The organism is Plantactinospora sp. CA-294935 (assembly GCF_050936445.1).
Lineage (GTDB): Bacteria > Actinomycetota > Actinomycetes > Mycobacteriales > Micromonosporaceae > Plantactinospora.
The window spans coordinates 6,666,895-6,686,675 of sequence record NZ_JBNJMU010000001.1; the positions used below are offsets into that span (position 1 = coordinate 6,666,895).

Annotated in this window: 17 protein-coding genes and 1 pseudogene; 9 read left to right on the top strand and 9 right to left on the bottom strand. The window is 72.5% G+C overall.

Translation table 11 applies throughout. The features are described 5' to 3' along the window. The first annotated feature begins 97 nt into the window (after window positions 1–97). Together sthA and ACQEVC_RS29200 are read left to right on the top strand one after the other, a co-directional pair. Window positions 98–1,501, top strand: a complete 1,404-nt coding sequence (gene sthA, locus ACQEVC_RS29195) for a Si-specific NAD(P)(+) transhydrogenase (RefSeq protein WP_432883765.1) — start codon at window positions 98–100, stop codon at window positions 1,499–1,501. Window positions 1,502–1,646: 145 nt separating this feature from the next. Further along, window positions 1,647–2,213, top strand: a complete 567-nt coding sequence (locus ACQEVC_RS29200) for a CHRD domain-containing protein (protein ID WP_432883768.1) — start codon at window positions 1,647–1,649, stop codon at window positions 2,211–2,213. 27 nt (window positions 2,214–2,240) lie between these two features. Here ACQEVC_RS29200 and ACQEVC_RS29205 read toward each other — a convergent pair whose 3' ends face one another. The 7 genes from ACQEVC_RS29205 to ACQEVC_RS29235 form a co-directional block, all read right to left on the bottom strand. After that, complete coding sequence (locus tag ACQEVC_RS29205) at window positions 2,241–4,385, bottom strand: MMPL family transporter (RefSeq protein WP_432883771.1); 2,145 nt, start codon at window positions 4,383–4,385, stop codon at window positions 2,241–2,243. A 179-nt stretch (window positions 4,386–4,564) separates the two neighbouring features. Then, on the bottom strand, window positions 4,565–5,227 hold the full coding sequence (locus ACQEVC_RS29210) for a response regulator transcription factor (RefSeq protein ID WP_318393950.1): 663 nt from the start codon (window positions 5,225–5,227) through the stop codon (window positions 4,565–4,567). Then, complete coding sequence (locus ACQEVC_RS29215; protein ID WP_432883774.1) at window positions 5,224–6,417, bottom strand: sensor histidine kinase; 1,194 nt, start codon at window positions 6,415–6,417, stop codon at window positions 5,224–5,226. The genes ACQEVC_RS29210 and ACQEVC_RS29215 overlap by 4 nt, the downstream gene beginning before the upstream one ends. A 192-nt stretch (window positions 6,418–6,609) precedes the next feature. Continuing rightward, window positions 6,610–7,005 (bottom strand): hypothetical protein, encoded by a 396-nt coding sequence (locus ACQEVC_RS29220; RefSeq protein WP_432883777.1) that lies wholly within the window; start codon window positions 7,003–7,005, stop codon window positions 6,610–6,612. Then, window positions 7,002–7,253, bottom strand: coding sequence for a hypothetical protein (locus tag ACQEVC_RS29225; protein WP_432883780.1), 252 nt, complete (start codon window positions 7,251–7,253; stop codon window positions 7,002–7,004). The genes ACQEVC_RS29220 and ACQEVC_RS29225 overlap by 4 nt, the downstream gene beginning before the upstream one ends. After that, window positions 7,250–7,435 (bottom strand): hypothetical protein, encoded by a 186-nt coding sequence (locus ACQEVC_RS29230; RefSeq protein ID WP_432883783.1) that lies wholly within the window; start codon window positions 7,433–7,435, stop codon window positions 7,250–7,252. Before ACQEVC_RS29230 ends, ACQEVC_RS29225 begins: the two co-directional genes overlap by 4 nt. 251 nt (window positions 7,436–7,686) lie before the next feature. Then, window positions 7,687–8,682, bottom strand: a complete 996-nt coding sequence (locus ACQEVC_RS29235; RefSeq protein ID WP_432883786.1) for a helix-turn-helix domain-containing protein — start codon at window positions 8,680–8,682, stop codon at window positions 7,687–7,689. Between the two features lie 236 nt (window positions 8,683–8,918). Between ACQEVC_RS29235 and ACQEVC_RS29240 the strand changes: the two genes are divergently transcribed. From ACQEVC_RS29240 to ACQEVC_RS29260, 5 genes are all read left to right on the top strand, one after another. Continuing rightward, entirely contained in the window at window positions 8,919–9,389 is a 471-nt protein-coding gene (locus tag ACQEVC_RS29240) for an NUDIX domain-containing protein (RefSeq protein WP_346256556.1), read from the top strand. A gap of 537 nt (window positions 9,390–9,926) precedes the next feature. After that, window positions 9,927–10,718, top strand: a complete 792-nt coding sequence (locus tag ACQEVC_RS29245) for an ABC transporter ATP-binding protein (protein ID WP_432883789.1) — start codon at window positions 9,927–9,929, stop codon at window positions 10,716–10,718. Continuing rightward, the gene (locus tag ACQEVC_RS29250) at window positions 10,715–11,596 is read left to right on the top strand and encodes an ABC transporter ATP-binding protein (RefSeq protein WP_432883791.1); all 882 of its coding nucleotides are present in this window, start codon (window positions 10,715–10,717) and stop codon (window positions 11,594–11,596) included. Before ACQEVC_RS29245 ends, ACQEVC_RS29250 begins: the two co-directional genes overlap by 4 nt. Continuing rightward, on the top strand, window positions 11,593–13,569 hold the full coding sequence (locus ACQEVC_RS29255) for an AMP-dependent synthetase/ligase (RefSeq protein ID WP_432883794.1): 1,977 nt from the start codon (window positions 11,593–11,595) through the stop codon (window positions 13,567–13,569). The genes ACQEVC_RS29250 and ACQEVC_RS29255 overlap by 4 nt, the downstream gene beginning before the upstream one ends. Next, a complete protein-coding gene (locus ACQEVC_RS29260; protein ID WP_318393959.1) occupies window positions 13,566–14,456 on the top strand; it encodes a branched-chain amino acid ABC transporter permease in 891 nt (296 codons plus the stop codon). Before ACQEVC_RS29255 ends, ACQEVC_RS29260 begins: the two co-directional genes overlap by 4 nt. A 132-nt stretch (window positions 14,457–14,588) precedes the next feature. Here ACQEVC_RS29260 and ACQEVC_RS29265 read toward each other — a convergent pair. After that, window positions 14,589–15,680, bottom strand: a pseudogene (locus tag ACQEVC_RS29265) (RNA-guided endonuclease InsQ/TnpB family protein); the annotation flags it as partial. A gap of 65 nt (window positions 15,681–15,745) precedes the next feature. On the opposite strand from ACQEVC_RS29265, the gene ACQEVC_RS29270 reads away from it, so the two are divergent. Then, complete coding sequence (locus tag ACQEVC_RS29270; RefSeq protein ID WP_432883797.1) at window positions 15,746–16,873, top strand: branched-chain amino acid ABC transporter permease; 1,128 nt, start codon at window positions 15,746–15,748, stop codon at window positions 16,871–16,873. 119 nt (window positions 16,874–16,992) lie between these two features. Further along, complete coding sequence (locus ACQEVC_RS29275; RefSeq protein WP_432883799.1) at window positions 16,993–18,309, top strand: ABC transporter substrate-binding protein; 1,317 nt, start codon at window positions 16,993–16,995, stop codon at window positions 18,307–18,309. A 65-nt stretch (window positions 18,310–18,374) separates the two neighbouring features. Here ACQEVC_RS29275 and ACQEVC_RS29280 read toward each other — a convergent pair whose 3' ends face one another. Then, complete coding sequence (locus tag ACQEVC_RS29280; RefSeq protein ID WP_432883801.1) at window positions 18,375–19,634, bottom strand: glycosyltransferase; 1,260 nt, start codon at window positions 19,632–19,634, stop codon at window positions 18,375–18,377. Between the last annotated feature and the right edge of the window lie 147 nt (window positions 19,635–19,781).

The following is a 19,781-nucleotide window of genomic DNA, read 5'->3' on the forward strand; positions in this document are numbered from 1 at the left end:
CCGGCGGATGGGTGGCTGGCGGTGAAGCGGTGACCGCGCCGGGTAACCGGCCGATCGGCCCGGCGCGTTCCGATCATCCGCCTGCCAGACTGTAGGGGTGCATGACTTCGACGTGCTCGTGGTGGGTTCGGGGCCGGGCGGTCAGAAGGCCGCGATCGCGGCGGCCAAGCTCGGCAACCGGGTGGCGGTGGTGGAGCGGCAGCACATGGTCGGCGGGGTGTGCATCAACACCGGCACGGTCCCGTCGAAGACGCTGCGCGAGGCGGTGCTCTATCTGACCGGGCTGAGCCAGCGGGAGGTGTACGGCCAGAGCTACCGGCTCAAGGACGACATCACCGTCGCCGACCTGACGGCGCGGACCCAGCACGTCATCGGCCGGGAGGTCGACGTGGTGCGCAGCCAGTTGGCGCGCAACCGGGTACGGCTGATCACCGGCAACGCCCGGTTCGCCGACCCGCACACGGTGACCGTGACCGACCCGGTCGGGCGCGAGTCGAAGGTGACCGCCGAGAAGATCATCATCGCCGTGGGTACCCGGCCGGCGCGACCGGCCAGTGTGGACTTCGACGAGCGTACGATCATCGACTCGGACGGCATCATCAACCTGGAACAGGTGCCGAACTCGATGGTGGTGGTCGGTGCCGGGGTGATCGGCATCGAGTACGCCTCGATGTTCGCCGCGCTCGGCACCAAGGTCACCGTGGTCGAGCGGCGGGACCGGATGCTGGAGTTCTGCGACCTGGAGATCGTGGAGGCGCTGAAGTACCACCTCCGGGACCTGGCGGTGACGTTCCGGTTCAGCGAGGCGGTGGCGGCGGTGGAGCGGCATGCCCGGGGTGCCATCGCGGTGCTGGAGAGCGGCAAGCGGATCGCCGCCGACACCGTGATGTACTCCGCCGGCCGGCAGGGGCTGGGCAGCGAACTCGACCTGGAGAACGCCGGACTGGCCGCCGACGCGCGGGGCCGGATCGAGGTCGACGCGGAGTTCCGGACGACGGTGCCGCACATCTACGCGGTCGGGGACGTGATCGGCTTTCCCGCCCTCGCCTCCACCTCGATGGAGCAGGGCCGGCTGGCGGCGCACCACGCCTGCGGCGAACCGGTCCGGGCCCTGTCGGAGGTGCAGCCGATCGGCATCTACACGATTCCGGAGATCAGCTTCATCGGCCGGACCGAGGACGAACTCACCCGGGACAAGGTGCCGTTCGAGGTCGGCATCTCCCGCTACCGGGAACTGGCCCGGGGCGCGATCAGCGGCGACTCGTACGGGATGCTGAAGTTGCTGGTCGCCCCGGACACCGGCCACCTGCTCGGGGTGCACATCTTCGGCACCGGGGCCACCGAACTCGTGCACATCGGACAGGCCGTGATGGGCTGCCAGGGCACCGTCGACTATCTGGTCGACGCGGTCTTCAACTATCCGACGCTGGCCGAGGCGTACAAGGTCGCCGCGTTGGACGCGATGAACAAGATGCGGCACCTCGCCCGGCTGCGGGACTGACCGCCCCGCCGAGCCGCAAGGCCGACCACTCCGTCGACAATTACTCTCTGTCCACGATCCGTCACCTGAGTGTCGTGTCTTGGCTGTTCTCCGCCCGTTGAACCGGGTGACGGGCATTGGCCGGAGCGACCGGGGAGGCGCGACGATGATGATCCGACGATGGTATGGCGCGGTGGCCTCCGTGGTCGCCCTCCTGGCCGCCGGGGCGGGAACGGTCCGGATCGCGTACGGGAACGCCGACCGCAACGACGACGACCGGGAGCGCTGGGGCGTCGTACGGGAGCGGCTGACCGGCTACCAGGAGGACCCGTTGGCGATCTCGACCAGCGGCAAGGGCGGGTTCAGCCTCGACATCGACGAGGAGGAGCAGGAGCTGACCTACCGACTCAGCTACGAGGCGTTGGAGGGGAACGTCACCCAGGCGCACATCCACGTCGGCGGCCGGGCCCAGAGCGGCGGGATCAGCGTCTTCCTCTGCACCAACCTCGGCAACGGCCCCGCGGGTACCCAGTCCTGTCCGGCCGCCCCGGCAACGATCACCGGGACGATCCGACCGGTCGACGTGATCGGCCCGACCGCACAGGGGATCACGGCGGGACAGTTCGACGAACTGGTCGCGGCGGTCCGGGCCGGTGTCGCGTACGTGAACGTGCACAGCTCGCTCTATCCCGGCGGCGAGATCCGGGCCCAGCTCGGCCGTCACCGGCACTGACCGGCGCGACGGTCCCACGCCACCTCGTCAGCCCCGACGCGTGCGCCGGCCCGGCAGCCACCAGTTCAGGTCCCCGAGAAGCTGCATGGCCGCCGGTACCAGCACCAGCCGGACGATCGTGGCGTCGACCAGTACCGCGGTGGCCAGTCCTACCCCCATCATCTTCAGCGCGCGGTCGTCGAAGGCGGCGAACGCGACGAAGACGCACACCATGATCGCGGCGGCGGCACTGATCACCCGGGCCGTCGCGGCGAGCCCGTCGGCCACCGAGCCGGCGTTGTCGCGGGTGCGCAGGTACTCCTCCCGGATCCGGGAGAGCAGGAACACCTCGTAGTCCATGGAGAGCCCGAAGACCACCACGAAGAGCATCGTCGGCACCCAGGCGTCGACCGGGCCGCCGTCCCCGGTGCCGAGCGCCCCGGCCAACCATCCCCACTGGAAGATCGCGACGATCACGCCGTACGCCGCGCCGACCGAGAGCAGGTTCACCAGCACCGCCTTGAGCGGTACCAGCAGGCTGCGGAACACGACGGTGAGCAGCAGGAACGAGGCGAGGAGTACCGCGCCGGCCAGCCACGGCAGCCGCCGTACGCTCAGCTCGGCGAAGTCGATCCCGGCCGCGTTGGCGCCGGTGACCAGGATCGGGGATCCGGGCCCGGCGAACGGCGGCAGCACCTCGTCGCGGAGCCGGTGCACCAGCTCGGCGGTCTCCGCCGCCTGCGGACCCGTGCGTGGCGTCACCACCGCCACGCTGATCCCGCCGTCCAGCGGGACCACCTCGGAGATCCCGGCGACCCCCGATGTGCCGGCCACCGCGCCGGCGGCGGCCCGCAGCCCGGCCGGCCCGGCCGGGGCGCTGTTGCGGGCCGGGTCGGCGGCGACCAGCAGTAGCGGACCGTTCGCGCCCGGTCCGAAGCCGGCGGCGACCAGGTCGTACGCCCGGCGGGTGGTGTCGCTGGTCGGCCGGTCGCTCGCGTCCGACCAACCGAGCCGCAGCCCCAGCGCCGGCAGGGTGAGCAGCACCAGCAGGCCGAGCGCGACCGAGGTGAGCAGCCACGGCCGTCGCTGCACGACCCGGCTCCACCGGTACGCCGGTGCCGGGCGCACGGCGGCCACACCCGGGTGCGGTTCGACGGTCGGGTGGCCGGTCGACCGGCGGTGCGGCAGGCCGAACCGGTCGATCCGGCGGCCGACCAGGCCGAGCAGCGCGGGCAGCAGGGTGAGGGCGGCCAGCATCACCAGCAGCACGCCGCAACCGGCGGCCAGCGCCAGTCCGCCGCCGAGTTCCGGACCGAGGAAGAGCATTCCGGAGACCGCGATGATCACGGTCGTTCCGGCGAAGAGTACCGAGCGGCCGGCGGTCTCCATCGCCTCGACCACGGCCTCCGGCACGTCGAGTCCCCGGGCGAGCGCACTCCGGTAGCGGGTCACCACCAGCAGCGCGTAGTCGATGCCGACGCCCAGCCCGATCATGATGGTGAGGTAGATCGCGAAGTCGGGCATCGTGACGACGTGCCGGAGCAGCACCAGCAGGGCGCTGCCGCAGCCGACCCCGACCACCGCGACCAGCAGCGGCAGCCCGGCCGCGATCAGCGAGCCGAACGCCACCAGCAGGATCACCGCCGCCGCCAGCAGTCCGACACCCTCGGCGAGGCCGCCGGCCGAGGAGTCCGCGAAGGCGTCCCCGGCCAGCTCGACCGTGATCCCAGGCGCGTCGAAGGCGTCCCGGATCGCCCGGACCTGGGCGGCCCGGTTGGCCTGTTCCGGTGCACTCACCCCGGCACCGAGACCGATCTCGGCGGTGCCGATCCGCCCGTCGGCCGAGATCTGCCCGCCCGGCGGCCGGTACGGGCTGCCGACCGAGACTCCGGGTACCTGGTCGAGCCGGTGCAGCAACCCGTCGAGCGCGGCCCGGACGTCCGGGTCGCGTACGCCGGCCGTGGCGGCGACCACGAGGGTGCCGTCCGGCGCGCCGAGATCGCCGAAGCCGGCCTCGGCCAGCAGGTCGGCGGCTCGCTGGCTCTCCGAGCCGGGCATCCGGAAGTCCACTCTCGCCGTACTGGGCAGTGCGCCGGCCAGGCCGAGCAGGGCGGCGGTGAGCACGGCCCAGCCCAGCAGCACCAGCCAACGGTGCCGTACGCAGGCGCGGGCTGTCGGGGCGAGTCCGAACATGGGGTGCTCCTCGGTCGTACCGGTCGGAATGGCGGTCCCGACGCTAGGTAGGCCGACCGCGGGCGGTCATCCAACCGGGGCGGGCGTTCGGCTACCGCCGTAGGCGTAGCGGTGACCGGACGGGGCGGCGGCGGGGGGACGGTGGCGACCGGGCAGCCGGGCGGGAGAGCGTCGGCCGGTCAGAGCCAGCCGGGTCGGACCAGGCCGGTCTCGTAGCCGATCACCACGAGCTGCGCCCGGTCGTGCACCGAGAGCTTGGCCATGATCCGGTTGACGTGCGTCTTCACCGTGGCCGGGCTCATCCGCAGCCGTTCCGCGATCTCGGCGTTGCCGAGCCCCTCGGCGACCTGGCCGAGCACCTCACGCTCCCGGTCGGTCAACCCGTCCAGCCGGGCGGTGCACGGCTGCCCGTCCGGCCGGGCGGCGAACTCGGCGATCAGCCGGCGGGTGATCCCCGGTGCCAGCAGCGCGTCGCCCCGGGCCACCACCCGGACGGCGTGCCGCAACTCGTCCGGCTCGGCGTCCTTGCCGAGGAAACCGCTGGCGCCGGCCCGAAGCGCCTCGTAGACGTACTCGTCGAGGTCGAAGGTGGTCAGCACCACCACCCGTACCCCGGAAAGCCGGTCGTCGGCGACGATCCGGCGGGTGGCGGCGAGCCCGTCCAGCTCCGGCATCCGGATGTCCATCAACACGACGTCCGGCCGGACCTCCCGGGCCAGCCGGACCGCGACGGCGCCGGTGGCCGCCTCGCCGACCACGGCGATGTCGGCGGCGTTCTCCAGCAGCGCGCGGACCCCGGCCCGGGCCAGCGGCTGGTCGTCGGCGAGCAGGACGCGGATCATGCCACCGCCTCCGGCGCGAGCGGCAGCCAGGCGACGACCTGGAACCCCTGCCCGAGGGCAGGGCCGACCCGGAGTCGACCGCCGACCGCCGCCACCCGTTCGGCCATCCCGACCAGCCCGTGCCCGGTCGGCTCCGCGCACGCGGCCGGGTCGGCGCCCCGACCATCGTCGTCCACCTGCACCACCACCGCGCCGGTCTCGAACCGCAGTGTCACCACCGCCCGGCGCGCTCGGGCATGCCGCAGCACGTTGGTCAGCGCCTCCTGCACCACCCGGTACACCGTCAGGTCGAGGGCCGGCGGCAGCGGCCGGGGGAGACCGGTCTCGACGAACTCGACGCGTACCCCGGTGCCGTCGAGCGTGCCGGCGAGGCCCCGTAGTTGGGCGACCCCGGGCATCGGCCGGCGCAGCCCGGCGCCCCGGTCCGGTCGGAGCACGCCCAGCGTCGCCGTCATCTCGGCCATCGCCTGCCGGCTGGCCGTCCGGATCGCCCCGAGCGCCGTCCGGACCTGTTCCCGGCCGTCGGCCCGGTCGACCGCCTCGGTGGCGGCGGCGGCCTGGAGAGCGATCACCGAGATGGTGTGCGAGGTGACGTCGTGCAGTTCCCGGGCGATCCGGAGCCGTTCCTCGTGCGCCCGACGCAACGCCTCCTCCTCCCGGCCGTGCTCGGCCGCGACCAGCCGCCGTTCCACCTCCCAAACGTGCTCGCGCCGGGCCCGGGACACCTCGGCCAGTTGACCGACGACCACGACGACCAGCGACCACATCAGGGACGCCACCACGTCGTCCGGATTCCGGGCCAGCAGCAGGGCCGCGCCGATCGGCACCACGACGAGGCAGCCCGCCCCCGCCCAGCCCGCCACGCGGCGGCCCCGGCCGATCACCAGGTGGACCGTGATCAACGCGGCCAGCGGGGAGAGCGCGTAGGGGTACTGGAGGGCGAAGTATCCGACAGCGCCCGCCACCGTGACCGCGAGCGTCCACTCGGGATGCCGCCGCCGTACGGCCAGCGCCAGTGCGGTGCCGGCCAGGATCAGGTACGCCCACACGTCGAGCGGGCGCGCGGCGGGCTGGTTCCGAGCCGCCGCCCACGACGTGTAGAGCTGCAACACGCCCACTCCGAGTACCAGGCCGGCGTCCACGGCCCAGGCCGGTGCGGTCAGCCCCCACCACCGTCGCTCCCGGTCCACCTCCGAACCGTAGCCAGCGCCGGGGCCACCGGCATCAACCGCCCGGCGTACGGCCGCTACCGCCGCTGCGGTATGCCCCGATCCGTTGTCGTCCCCTCCGTCGGCGACAGCTTCGCCACCACCTCGTCGCACGCTCTCCGCTCGGCGCCGGTTGCCTTAATTCGGTGCACCACCCTCCCGGCTCTCCTCTCGTCACTCCAATCCGGTGATCCGGCGCAACTCTTCGTCCGTCGGCACCACCGTCGGGCGAAGGGCCTGAACCGCTGGCGGCAGGTAGTCGTCCCGGACAACCTGCAACCAGGTCGCCGCGACCTGCATCCGGGTGCAGTCCGGCAGGCCGCACGGCCGGCAGCCGTCGACACCGTACGGCCAGTGGTTGGTGAGCACCTGCCGCGCGACGGTGGTCACCAGTTTCTCTCCGACCGGGGGTGGGAAGTGCTCGGTCACAACTACCCAGAGCGCCCACTCGGCGGTCGGGCACCAGCGGGCCCGGCACTGGCCGCAGCCGCGACCCTCGGCGTGGTCGATGATGATCCGGTGTGCCCAGGTGATCGCCAGGCCCGGCGCGCTCTCCGGCACCATGCTCACCGGACCCGCTCCAGTGCCGCGCGGACGTCCCCGGCCGTCACCGCCGCCGGCAGGGTACCGCCGAGCAGCACCCTGACCGCGTGCTCCCGCCGGTGGACCTCGGCCGCCCACGACCAGAGCGGGCAGCCGTCCGGCCCGCACCGGCCACACTCCCGCAGCGCGTGCGTGCCGAGGACCAGGCGGGCGAAGGCGCACTCGACCGGGACGGGCCACTCCACCGTCAGCCAGCGCCGCACCATCCGGATCACCGTCCCGTCACCTCGGTTCGGGCGGCGAGCGCGGCGGCGAGGTCGGTACGTGCCTGGCGGCGGCGGATGACCCGAAGCATCCGCATGCAGCCGCCCCTGGGTGCGCACTCCGCACACCGGTGCCCCGCGAGGTGCTGGGCCACGACCTGCTCGTCGGTCTGCTGCTGCGTCTGCTGGATCACGGCGGACCTCCTGCGCGCCACAGCGCCCCGGATCGCAGATGACGGAGCGCCGCTCAGCTGGGCGGATGGCTGGTGCCGGCCGGGCCTACCCACGGGGGAGGACCGGCCCGACCGGCCAGGGGCACGGTTGCCGGCTGCGTATACCCGACCAGCATCCCTACCCGCAGCCTCGCCCGGTTGGCACGGTGAGGTCCAGCTTGTCGGCGTCCGCCGCATGTCCGGTGCCCTGTGCGGTGATCCGGACAGCTCCGTCAGCAGGTGCTGAGCGCCTCGCGGTACTCCATCGTCCACTCGGCATCCCGCTGATCGTCCGGCAAGCCGTCCAGCCCGGTACGCAGGTTGTCGGCGGCGGCGGCCTTGTCACCGAGCGCCAGGTACGTCAGCCCGAGACCCATCCGGGAGAACGTCGGCGTCAGCCAGTAAGCGGCTGCCGGCGCGGTCGCGGTCTCGGCCGCCTCGGCAAGGTCGCTGGCCTCGCCGAGCAGACGCCCGGCCGCGTCTCGGTCGCCGAGCAGCGCGTACCCGTGCGCTGCCTGTACCGCGTCGCCGACCCGTTGCAGCACGGTTGCACTGGGGGTGTGGTACGCGGCCAGGAAGTGCCGAACGATGCCGCGTGGGTTGCCGCGTTGGCGCTCCAGGTAGCCCCGGAAGTTCTCGACCTGCGCCGCGAGCGGGCCGCTGTCGACCGCATCGGCTTGGTCGGCGGCGTCGATCAACACCCGCGTCGCCTCGGCGTCGTCGCGGCCCTCGGCGTACAGCCAGCCGATGAACTGGGTCCACTCGGCGATGACCTCGTGCAGTTCGGCCGCGTGCGGGCCACGGGCCTGCTCGGCGAGGCCCTGCACGGTGCGCCACTGCGGCACGGACCACGGCAGCATCACCGGCGCCGGCAGCACATCGTCAAGGCGGCGTTGGGCGGCCAACGTGTCGGCGAGTGTTCGGACGGTGGCAGCGTCCAGCCGAGAGGGCTGGGTGAGCACGTACGCGATCCGCTGGTCGTCGTCGGGAGTGGTCACGGCCGGTGCTTCGACGACCAGCGCGGCGAGCGTCCCGCCTGCTTCGAGGGCGTCGTCCAGACGCCGGGCGGCTTCGACGGTTGGCCGGCTCCTCGACGTCTCAAGGTCGTGCAGCTGGCTCTTGCCGTAGTAGGTGCGGCGGGCCAGGTCCCGCAGCGACAGGCCGCGGGCGGTCCGTAGCTCGCGCAGGCGTGCCGGAAATCGTGGGTCGACGATGGGCGGGTGTGGCATGGCGTGCTCCCAGGTTACGACTGGGGTGGTGGCGGTCCGGGCCGTAACCCCGAACCGCCACTTCGGACGGTACACCGGTCATCGCCCCGGGTCACTGACACCGATCGGCGGTCCGCCCGCCCATCGCGACCAGGCACACGCTGGCGACGGCCACGAACCGCATCTCCGCCGGCTGTCCGCCTTCGGTAGCAGTTCCTACAGGTCTGGGACACAGTGCAGAAGGGGGAGGTCAGCCGGTGAGCCGGCGCGTGGACTACTTCGACGATCCGTCCGCGCCGGCGGCGAACTCGCTGGTACCCGGCGGGGCCGCGCTGGTGGTCGATGAGCAGGGCCGCATCCTGCTTCAGCGGAGGGCGGACTCCGGGAACTGGTCGCTGCCGGGCGGCACGATGAATCTCGGCGAGACCCTCGGCGACGCCGTGATCCGGGAGGTCCGGGAGGAAACCGGACTCGACGTCGAGCTGACCGGCATCCTCGGGATCTACACCGACCCCCGGCACCTGATCGCGTACGCCGACGGGGAGGTGCGACAGGAGTTCGTGGTCGCGTTCACCGCACGCCCGGCCAGCGGCACGCTCGCGGTCAGCGACGAGTCCACCGAGGTCGGCTGGTTCGCACCGGCTGCCGTCGCGGATCTCCAGATGCACGAGTCGGTCCGGCTCCGGATCGATCACTGGCTGGCTGGGGCGGCGCCGCACATCGGATGACAGGATGAGCGGCCCGACGGCCGACCGGGGAGAAGTCGGTGCGCAGACTGTCGAGCTGGGTGCACAGACGGGGCACGGAGAGCCGGGTTGTCGAGACGGCGCGTGGTGATGCGGTCGACCGGCCGGCGGGGGTCGGGGCTCGGACAGCCCGAGACAGTGGGCGCACAAGCGGGGCAGCTCGACAGTGTCTCCGGCAGATACCCCATCCCCACGCCACCTCGGACACACGACCCGACGTCAGGAGATCACCAGCCCGAACGGTAACCGGAAGCAACGGGTTGCCCGATCACCACCTTCGAAGACGGCGCACCAGGCACACACTGGCGACACCCACGAGCCCGTCGACCGAGAGCGGTGGCAGGCCAGGGCGCCGACCGGCCTGCGAGTCCACAAGGGACGCTACTCGGTACGCCCAGCCTCCACCGATCCGGTGGAATGGGCGCCCGTAGCACTGATGCTCTTGACGGGACGTTGCGCCGTGGTTAATGTCCGGTAACTTTGTGAGCCGCGCCACAACAGAGAACCGGGGGTTCCCGGATGCTGCAGGTGCGCAATCTGGAGGTCGTCTACGACGACGTGATGCTGGTGCTGCGCGGGGTGAGCCTCGCCGTACCGCCCGGCGGGATCGTCGCGCTGCTCGGCGCGAACGGCGCCGGCAAGACCACCCTGCTGCGGGCGATCAGCGGCCTGCTCGACGTGCACGACGGCGCGGTCACCAAGGGCACGGTCACGCTCGACGGGGAACCGATCCACCGGCTCCGCCCGGCCGCCGTGGTCCGCCGGGGCGTCTGCCAGGTGATGGAGGGACGCCGGATCTTCGCCGAACTGACCGTGGAGGAGAACCTGCGGCTGGGTGGACACACCGCGTACCGGCAGATCCCGGCCCGGCTGGAGCACGTCTTCGGACTCTTCCCGGTGCTGGCCCGGCGCCGCCGGCACACCGCCGGATATCTCTCCGGTGGCGAGCAGCAGATGCTCGCGATGGGCCGGGCGCTGATGGCGCAGCCGCGCTACCTGCTGCTCGACGAACCCAGCCTCGGACTCGCCCCCCGGCTGGTCGACCAGGTCCGGGAGCTGATCGTGGCGATCAACTCGACCGGTGCCGGGGTGCTGCTGGTCGAGCAGAACGCCACCATGGCGCTCTCGCTGGCCACCCACGGCTACGTACTGGAGACCGGCCAGGTGGTGCTGGACAAGCCGGCCGAACAGTTGCTGGCCGACGACGACATCCGGGAGTTCTATCTCGGTCTCGGCGCCGCGGCCGGTGCCGGCCGGCGGTCGTTCCGGGAGGTCAAGCACTACCGGCGGCGTAAGCGGTGGTTGTCGTGACCGCCGTGGCGGCGGCCGAGCGTGCGGCGGGCCGGGTCGAGGACGACCCGATCCTGCGCTTCGAGGACGTCCGGCTGCACTTCGCGGGGGTACGGGCCATCGACGGGGTGAGTTTCACGGTCGGCCGGCACGAACTCTTCGCCATCATCGGGCCGAACGGCTCGGGCAAGACCTCCATCTTCAACGTCCTCTCCGGGGTCTACCGGCCGCAGACCGGCCGGGTCGTCTTCGACGGGGTGGACCTGGTCGGTCGCCGGCCGCACAGCATCGCCGCGCTGGGCATGGCCCGGACCTTCCAGAACGTCGAACTCTTCGGCAACCTCACCGTGCTGGACAACCTGCTGCTCGGCCGGCACCACCACATCCGCTACGGCCCGCTCGCCGCGATCGGCTGGCTGGGCCGGGCCCGGCGGGCCGAGATCGCCAACCGGGCCGCGGTCGAGGAGATCGTGGACTTCCTCGAACTGGAACGGTGGCGCCGGATGCCGGTCGGGCTGCTGCCGTACGGGGTGCAGAAGCGGGTCGAGCTGGGCCGGGCCCTGGCGATGGAGCCGAAACTGCTGCTGCTGGACGAGCCGGTCGCCGGGATGAACCTGGAGGAGACCGAGGACATGGCCCGGTTCGTCCTCGACATCCGCGACGAGCTGGACATCCCGATCGTGCTGGTCGAACACGACATGGGCCTGGTGATGGACCTGGCCGACCGGGTACTGGTGGTCGACTTCGGCCAGGTCGTCGCGACCGGCAGCCCGGCGGAGATCCCGCACCACCCGGACGTCGTACGGGCCTACCTCGGCGGCAGCGCGTCCGGCACCACTGACGGCCGGCGCGACCCCGGGCAGGGCGGCGACGATCCGCGACGGGAGGAGCGGCCATGACCGAACCCGTCGCCGACGACACCGTGTCGGCCGCCGTCTCGGTGACCGCGACCACCACCGCCGGCACCGCCGACCCGCCGGCCGGCGCCGTCCCGGCCAGCACCATCGCGGTACGGGTCCGGGACCGTGCCCTCGCCACCCCGGACGCGGTGGCGATGCGGGAGAAGGACCGGGGCATCTGGCAGGAGGTGACCTGGGCCGGCTACTGGGACACGGTGCAGACCGTGGCGCACGGGCTGCTGGCGCTCGGCGTGCAGCCCGGCGACCGGGTGGCGATCCACGCCGAGAACCGTCGGGAGTGGCTCTTCACCGACGTGGCGACCGTGGCGCTGCGGGCGATGACGGTGGGGCTCTATCCGACCAATCCGCCGCCGGAGGTCGGCTACCTGCTGTCGCATTCCGGCGCCCGGGTGCTGATCGCCGAGGACCAGGAGCAGGTCGACAAGGCGCTCGAGGTGATCGACGCGTGCCCGGAGCTGGAGCGGATCGTCTATCTCGAACCGCGCGGCATCCGGCACCGCTACCGGCACCCCGCACTGCTCGGCTGGGACGAACTGCTGGCGATCGGCGCCGAACACCGGGCCGCCGAGCCCGGGGCGGTCGCCGCCCGGATGGCGGCCGCGACCGCCGGGGACGTCGCCACGCTGATCTACACCTCCGGCACCACCGGCCCGGCCAAGGGCGCGATGCTGACCGTCGCCAACGTGGACTTCGCGATCCGGGTACTGGTCGACGGTGGCGGGTTCACCGATCCGCCGCCGGGGCCGTACGACCTGCTGCTGTCGTACCTGCCGCTCTGCCACGTCGCGGAGCGGATCTTCACCACCTGGTTCAACGCCGGTGCCGGGGTGCAGGTGGCGTTCGCCGAGTCGATCGACACCGTGCAGTCGAACCTGCGGGAGATACAGCCGACCATCCTGTTCGGAGTACCCCGGATCTGGGAGAAGATCCTCGCCGGGGTGACCATCCGGCTGGCCAACGCCTCGCCGGTCAAGCGGTGGAACGCCCGGCTGTGGCTCGGGGTCGCCGACCGGATCGCCGGCACGCTGGTCCGGACCGGTGGCCGGCACACCGCCGGCACCCGGCTGGCGTACGGGATCGGCTGGCTGTTCTGCTACCGGGCGCTGCGGGTACGGATCGGGATGCGCCGGGTCCGGTACGCCGCCTCCGGTGCCGCCCCGATCGCCCCGGACGTGCTGCGGTTCTTCATGGGCATCGGCATCCGGATGCACGAGGTGTACGGGATGACCGAGAACACCGCGGTGGCCACCGGCAACCGGCCGGGCCGGGTCCGGCTCGGCACGGTCGGCGAGCCGCACCCCGGCGTGGAGGTGCGGATCGACGAGGAGACCGGGGAGATCCTGACCCGGCACGGGGGTGTCTTCGCCGGCTACTACCGGGATCCGGCGGCGACGGCGGCGGTGTTCGACGCCGACGGCTGGCTGCGCACCGGCGACGTCGGCGAGTGGGTCGACGGCACCCACCTGCGGATCACCGACCGGGCCAAGGACATCATGATCACGGCGGGTGGCAAGAACGTCGGCCCCTCCGAGATCGAGAACGCGCTGAAGGCGTCGCCGTACGTCAAGGAGGCGATCCTGGTCGGCGACCGCCGGCCGTACCTGACCGCGCTGATCGGGATCGAGCTGGAGACCGTGGGGGAGTGGGCGCAGCGCCGCGGGCTGGCGTACACCACCTATCGGGACCTGGCCGGCAAACCCGAGATCCGGGCCCTGGTCGAGGGGCTGGTCGCCGCCGTGAACGCCGGGCGGGCGCCGGTCGAGCAGGTCCGGCGGTTCGCGCTGCTGCCCAAGGAACTCGACCACGACGACGGCGAGCTGACCGCCACCCAGAAGGTACGCCGGGCCGCCGTCGCCGAACGCTTCGCCGACCTGATCGACGAGCTGTACGCCCGCGGTCCGGCGAAGACCGTTCCGGAGGCGGCCGACACCGGACCGGGGGAGGCGGGATGACCGAGCTGGTCGAGAGCCTGCTGCGCGGCCTGGGCACCGGTAGCGTCTACGCGTTGCTGGCCCTCGGCTTCGTCATCATCTACAAGGCGACCCGGGTGATCAGCTTCGCCCAGCCCGCCTTCATGCTGGCCGGCGCGGTGCTGGTCACCTATCTGGCCGGGCCGGTCGGCTTCTGGGTGGCGGTACCGGTCGCCGCCGTACTCACCGCCGGGCTGGCGCTCGGGGTGGAACGGGTGGCGGTGCGCCCGATGGTCGGCCGGCCGGCGTTCGTGGTCGCCATCATCACCCTCGGGGTGGACGTCGCCGTCCGGGTGGTGGTCAACGGGTTCATCGGGCTGGACGTCCGGCACGTCGGAGACCCGTGGGGGCTGCGTACGGTGGCGGTCCCCGGCACCGGGATCGACCTGCAACAGCGGCACCTCGCCGCACTGCTCGCCACCACGGTGCTGATCGTCGGGCTCTTCGCCTTCTTCCGCTACACCCGGATGGGGCTGGCGATGCGGGCCGCGGCGTACGACCAGGAGGCGGCGCTGGCCCAGGGCGTCTCGGTGGGTGCGGTCTTCGCCCTCTCCTGGGGGCTGGCCGGTGGGCTGGCAGCGGTGGCCGGCACCTTCGCCGCCGCCGGGGCCAGCGTCGACGCGGCGCTCTGGCTGATCGCGCTGACCGCCCTGCCGGTGATCATCCTCGGTGGGCTCGACTCGCTGCCCGGCGCGGTGGTCGGCGGGCTGGCCGTGGGCACGATCCAGGAACTCACCGCCACCTACCAGCAGCACGCGCCCTGGCTCGGTGGCAACGTCTCGGTGATCAGCCCGTACGTGCTGATGCTGCTGGTCCTGCTGGTCCGCCCGTACGGGCTCTTCGGCACGAGGGAGGTGGAACGGGTTTAACGCTTCCCTACGGCTGGAAGCCGGGGGATTTCTGGCTCGGACCGCATCCGAACGCCCTCCCCGGAAGGAGGTGATCGCATGTCTTATGTCGTCGGCGCCGGCACGGTCGCGCTCTGCCGTGGCGAGGATCGTCCTCGCGGCGTTCCGGTCGCGGCAGGCGGTGTGCCCGCAGGTGTCGCACCGGAAGACTCTGACCCCCAGCCCGAGGCGGTGCTTGGTTCTCGTACCGCACTGCGAGCAGGTCATCGTGGTGTAGGCGGGCGGTACCAGCACCACCTTCCGGCCCGCCCGCATGCCACGGTCGATCAGTTCCCGCTTCGCGGCGCCGACTGCCGCATCGGCGGCCTTACGGGCAGCCATCCGGGACCTGGTCAGGAATGTCGGCCTGAAGTCCTCGACGGCGATCGTCGCATGATTGTCGACGACCTGCCTCGCCCAGACCCGGGCGTCGTGGGTGTTCTGGCGGGCCGCCCTTTTCGCGACCTTCGCCGCATGGTGCTTGGCCCGCAGGTAGCCGTTCGACGGCCGGGCGCCCTTGTCCCGTCGGCGTCGGGCCATCCGGCGCTGCGCCCTGGCCAGTTCGGCGGCGCACCGTTTTCGGTGGCCGAGGTGCGGCAGGTCGTAGACCGGGTCGGTGGTCGTGGCGGTCGTCGTCACACCCCAGTCGACACCGATCGCCCCGTCCGCGTCGGGCGCGGCGGCGACCTCACGACGGACGACGAACGAGGCGTACCAGTGGCCAAGGTTGTCCCGGTAGACCCGGACACTGGTCGGCTCGGACGGCAGGTCCCGGGACCAGACGACCGGCGCCGACACGCCGCCGGACAGCCGCAGTCGACCGTCCCGGATCGAGAAGCCGCGCCTGGTGTATTCGAGGCTCGGCCGGGCGTCCTTGCGCCGCTTGACCTTCGGCCGGCCACGGCCCTTGACCTTGAACGAGTCGTTCAGGGCGGCGGCGTAGGTGCGCAGCGCCTGCTGCTGGGCGACCTGGGAACCGTCACGCAGCCACGACGACCGGGCACGGGCCTCGGTCAGCAGCTTCGACAGCTTGCAGAACGTCGGCCTGCGCCGGGACTTCTGCTGGTGCACGGCCTCGTTCCACAGCCAGCGACAACGGCCCCACTCGGCCAGGAGTGCGGCGGTCGCAGCCGCGCCGGGACGCAACCGGTAGGTGTACCGCACCACTTCCTCCACACCGACCAGCGTCCCCGCCGGGTACGACATTTCCACAGCTCGGGCTACCCTTACCTCCCCATGGCTGCAGCCAGGGGCTTCTCGGGTGGTAGTAGATGAGCGCCACCGGCCGATGTACCCGGCTGCGCGGACGTCCCGACCTGCACACCTCGTACGCGCAAGAGTTGAGCCTTTTCGACACCCCGGCCAAGCGGGCGGCGATGGCGGTGCTGCTGGCCGTCGCCCTCGGGTGCCCGTTCCTGCTCACCGACGAGGTACTGCAACTGCTCGCGCTCTGCTGCGTCGCGGCGATCGGGGCGATCGGGCTGGGCCTGGTCACCGGGTACGCCGGCCAGGTCTCGCTGGGGCACGCGTTCTTCCTCGCGGTCGGCGCCTACACGGCGGCGGCGGTCAGCGGCGACCCGGACGGCCGGGTGATCGGGTTCGGGATCACCAACATCGCGGTCTGGCTGCCCGCCGCCGGCCTGGCCGCCGGGCTGGCCGGAGTGGTCGTGGCCCCGCTGGCCACCCGGCTGCGCGGGCTCTACCTGGCGATCGTCACCCTCGGCCTGGTCTTCATCGGACAGCACGTCTTCAGCGAGTGGTCGGCGCTGACCGGCGGCGCCGGGGTCGGCCGGCCGGCGGCCACCCTGGAGTTCTTCGGGCAGCCGATCGCCGCCACCGGCCCGCTCGGCACCCGGGACCAGAAGCTCTACTGGCTGATGCTGCTGCTCCTGCTCGGCTTCGCGCTGGCCGCCGCCAACCTGGCCCGCTCGAAGGTGGGGCGGGCGTTCACCGCGATCCGGGACCGGGACATCGCGGCGGGGGTGATCGGGGTGAACCTGGCCCGGTACAAGACGATCGCCTTCGCCGTCTCGTCGGCGTACGCCGGCTGCGCGGGGGCGCTGCTCTACACCATCACCGGGTTCTTCGACCCGGGCTCGTTCAGCCTGCTGCTGTCCGTGCAGTACATCGCGATGGTGCTGATCGGCGGTGCGGGCACCATCTCCGGCGCGATCGCCGGGGCGTTCTTCATCACCCTGCTGCCCCGGTTCACCCGGGAGTTGCAGGCGTGGGTGCCGTTCCTCAGCGCCCAGCCGAACGAGGTGCCGAACGTCTTCCAGGTGGAGACGATCCTCTACGGCGTACTTCTCGTCGTCTTCCTCATCTTCGAGCCCCGGGGCCTGTTCGGGATCTGGGTACGGGTCCGCAACTACTGGAGAACCTGGCCGTTCTCCTACTGAACCTTTTTCCACCTGAACCGCGCGGCGCGTCCGCCCCGACTCCCACCTCCGGCCACGACGGACCGCAAGGAGAGGTTGAAAGGTTCACTGAGCTGCTCCTACTGACCTGTGAGGTAGCCATGGGAAGGAACAGTCTGTCCGGCTCCGGACCGCGTCGGGTCGCCGCCGTGACCGTCGCCCTGTTGCTCTGCACCGCACTCGCCGCATGTCGCGGCGGGGACACCGAGACCGACGCCTCCGGGGTGAAGACCGACGTCGGGGTCACCGCCGAGCCGTGTCCGGAGGCGGTGGACCGGAACAAGGGCTGCATCTATCTCGGCATCATCTCCGACCTGACCGAGGGGCCGTTCCGGGCGCTGGCGGTGCCGATCACCGACGCGCAGAAGGCGTTCTGGAAGCGGGTGAACACCGCCGGTGGGATCGGCGACTACGAGGTCGACGTGACCCGCTGGATCCGGGACAACAAATACAACCCGCAGACGCACAACCAGGTGTACCAGGAGATGAAGCCGAACGTGCTGGCCCTGGCCCAGACCCTCGGCTCGCCGACCACCGCCGCCATCCTGGCCGATATGAAGGCCAGCAGCGTGGTCGCGGCGCCGGCCGCCTGGACCTCGGCGTACGCCTTCGAGGACGTGATCGTCGAGTCCGGCGCCAACTACTGCCTGGAGTCGATGAACGCGCTCGACTACGCCCGCGAGGCGCACGGGGTGAAGTCGGTGCTGGCCGTACACCTGGCCGGGGACTACGGCGACGACGCGGCGGCCGGCGCCAAGCTCGCCGCGCAGAGCCTCGGGCTGGGCTTCACCGCGGTGAAGACCGACACCGGCGCGGACAAGCAGGCCGGCGCGATCCAGGCGATCCTCTCCGGCCGGCCGGACCTGGTGATCCTGACCATGGGGCCGGCCGACGCGGCGGCGATCGTGGGCCAGGCGGCGGCCCGGGGCTTCACCGGCCGCTTCATCGGTACCAGCCCGACCTGGAACCCGGCGCTGTTGCAGAGTGCCGCCGCCCCGGCCCTGCTGGCCCGCTACGAGCAGACCGCGCCGTGGGACGCGTGGGGCACCGACACCCCGGGGCACCAGGCGCTGCGCCAGGCGCTGGGCCAGGTCACCCCGAACGACGGGTACACCGCCGGCTGGGTGTGGTCGTATCCGATGAAGGCCGCGCTGACCAAGGCGGTGGCCGACGGCGACCTGACCCGGGCCGGGGTGCTGGCCGCGGTCAAGTCGCTGACCTCGGTCGACTACGAGGGCATGTTGCCGGCCGGTGCCGGCAACTACGCCGCCGGCCCGAACGACGGGGCGGTCCGGGTCTCCGCGGTGTACCGGCCGGACCGGGCCGCCCCGACCGGGGTGACCCAGGTCCGGCCGCTGACCGCAGGCCCGACCGCGCAGGCGTACACCCTGGACCGGCCCTGCTACGAAAAGCTCTGACCAGCGCGGGACCGGCCACCCGGGGATCCGGGTGAGCCGGGGTTGAGCGGGCCGCGGTCGACCGGTCAACGGGCCAGCCGGTCGACCGCGGCCACCACCGCGCCGGCACCGTCCTCGGCCGCCAGCCGGTCGCCGAGGGCCCGGGCCCGGCGTCGAAGCCCCGGCTCGGTCACCGCCGCCCGGATCGCGGCGGCCAGTCCGGTTTCGTCGAGCCGGCGGTACGGCAGCACCGCCGGGCCGACCCCGAGGGCGACCAGCCGGGCGGCCCAGAACGGCTGGTCGGCGAGGATCGGTACCGGCACCGCCGGCACCCCGGCGCGGAGTCCGGCACCGGTGGTGCCGGAACCGGCGTGGTGGACCAGCGCGGCCATCCGGGGAAAGAGCCACTCGTGCGGTACGTCCCCGACGGCGAGCAGGTCCCCGTCCTGAGGTTCGGCCCGTGCCGGTCCGGCGTCGCACAGCCCCTGCAACACGCCGCGTACCCCGGCCCGGCGCAGCGCACCGGCGACCAGGGCGTGCAGTCCGTCCCGGCTGTCGGCCAGACTCCCGAAGCCGACGTAGACCGGGGGCGGGCCGGCGGCGAGGAAGTCGACCAGTTCGGCCGGCGGGCACCAGCCGGGGTGGGCCAGCGGCCACCAGTAGCCGACCACGTCCAGCCCGGCCGGCCAGTCCGGTGGCCGGGGCAGCACGGCCGGGCTGAACCCGTGCAGCACCGTCCAGCCGTCTGCGGCGGCGTGGCGCTCCAGCCGGGCGAGTCCGACCGGTGGCAGGCCGAGTTGCGCGCGCAGCCGGCGGGAGGCGTCGGCGTACACCCGGTGGGCGAGTCGCCGGCCGAGCCGGCCGGCGAGCCGGTTGCCCCAGCCGCCCAGTGACCGCAGGCCCAGCACGATCGGCGGAAACGCGCTGGTGGGAGCGGTCGGCTGGAGGAAGACGCCGAGGCTCGGGATGCCGTGGTACTGCGCCACCGAGTAGCCCAGCGGTGCGGTCGTGCTGGACAGCAGCAGTACGTCGGTGTCCGCCCCCGCCGCGCTCGCGATGCCGGTCCCGAGATCGCCGACGAACCGGCCGCCGAGCCGGACGAAGTCGACCAGCCCGGGGGCGCCCGGCACGGTCCAGGAGCGGTGTTCGCCAGCGGTGGCGGCCCGGATCGCGGAGAGGTCACCGGCGATCGGCCGGAAGTCGAGCCCGGCCCCGGTGACCAGGTCGGCGTACGGGGCCGGGGCGGCGACCGCCACCCGGTGACCGGCGGCCCGTAACCGGGCACCGAGGCCGGTGTACGGCGTGACGTCGCCGAGGGAGCCAGCGGTGACGATCAGGACCCGCATGGCGACCTCCCGGTGGGCCGGGGCTCCGGCCGGCGGCGCGTTCTCGCGCGTGGGCCGGCTGTCGCGGGGTACCCGGAGTCTACGTCCGCCCGGCGTCCGGGTCGGGACCTTCGCGGAGAAGCACCGCCGGAAAGGGGTCCGCTCCGC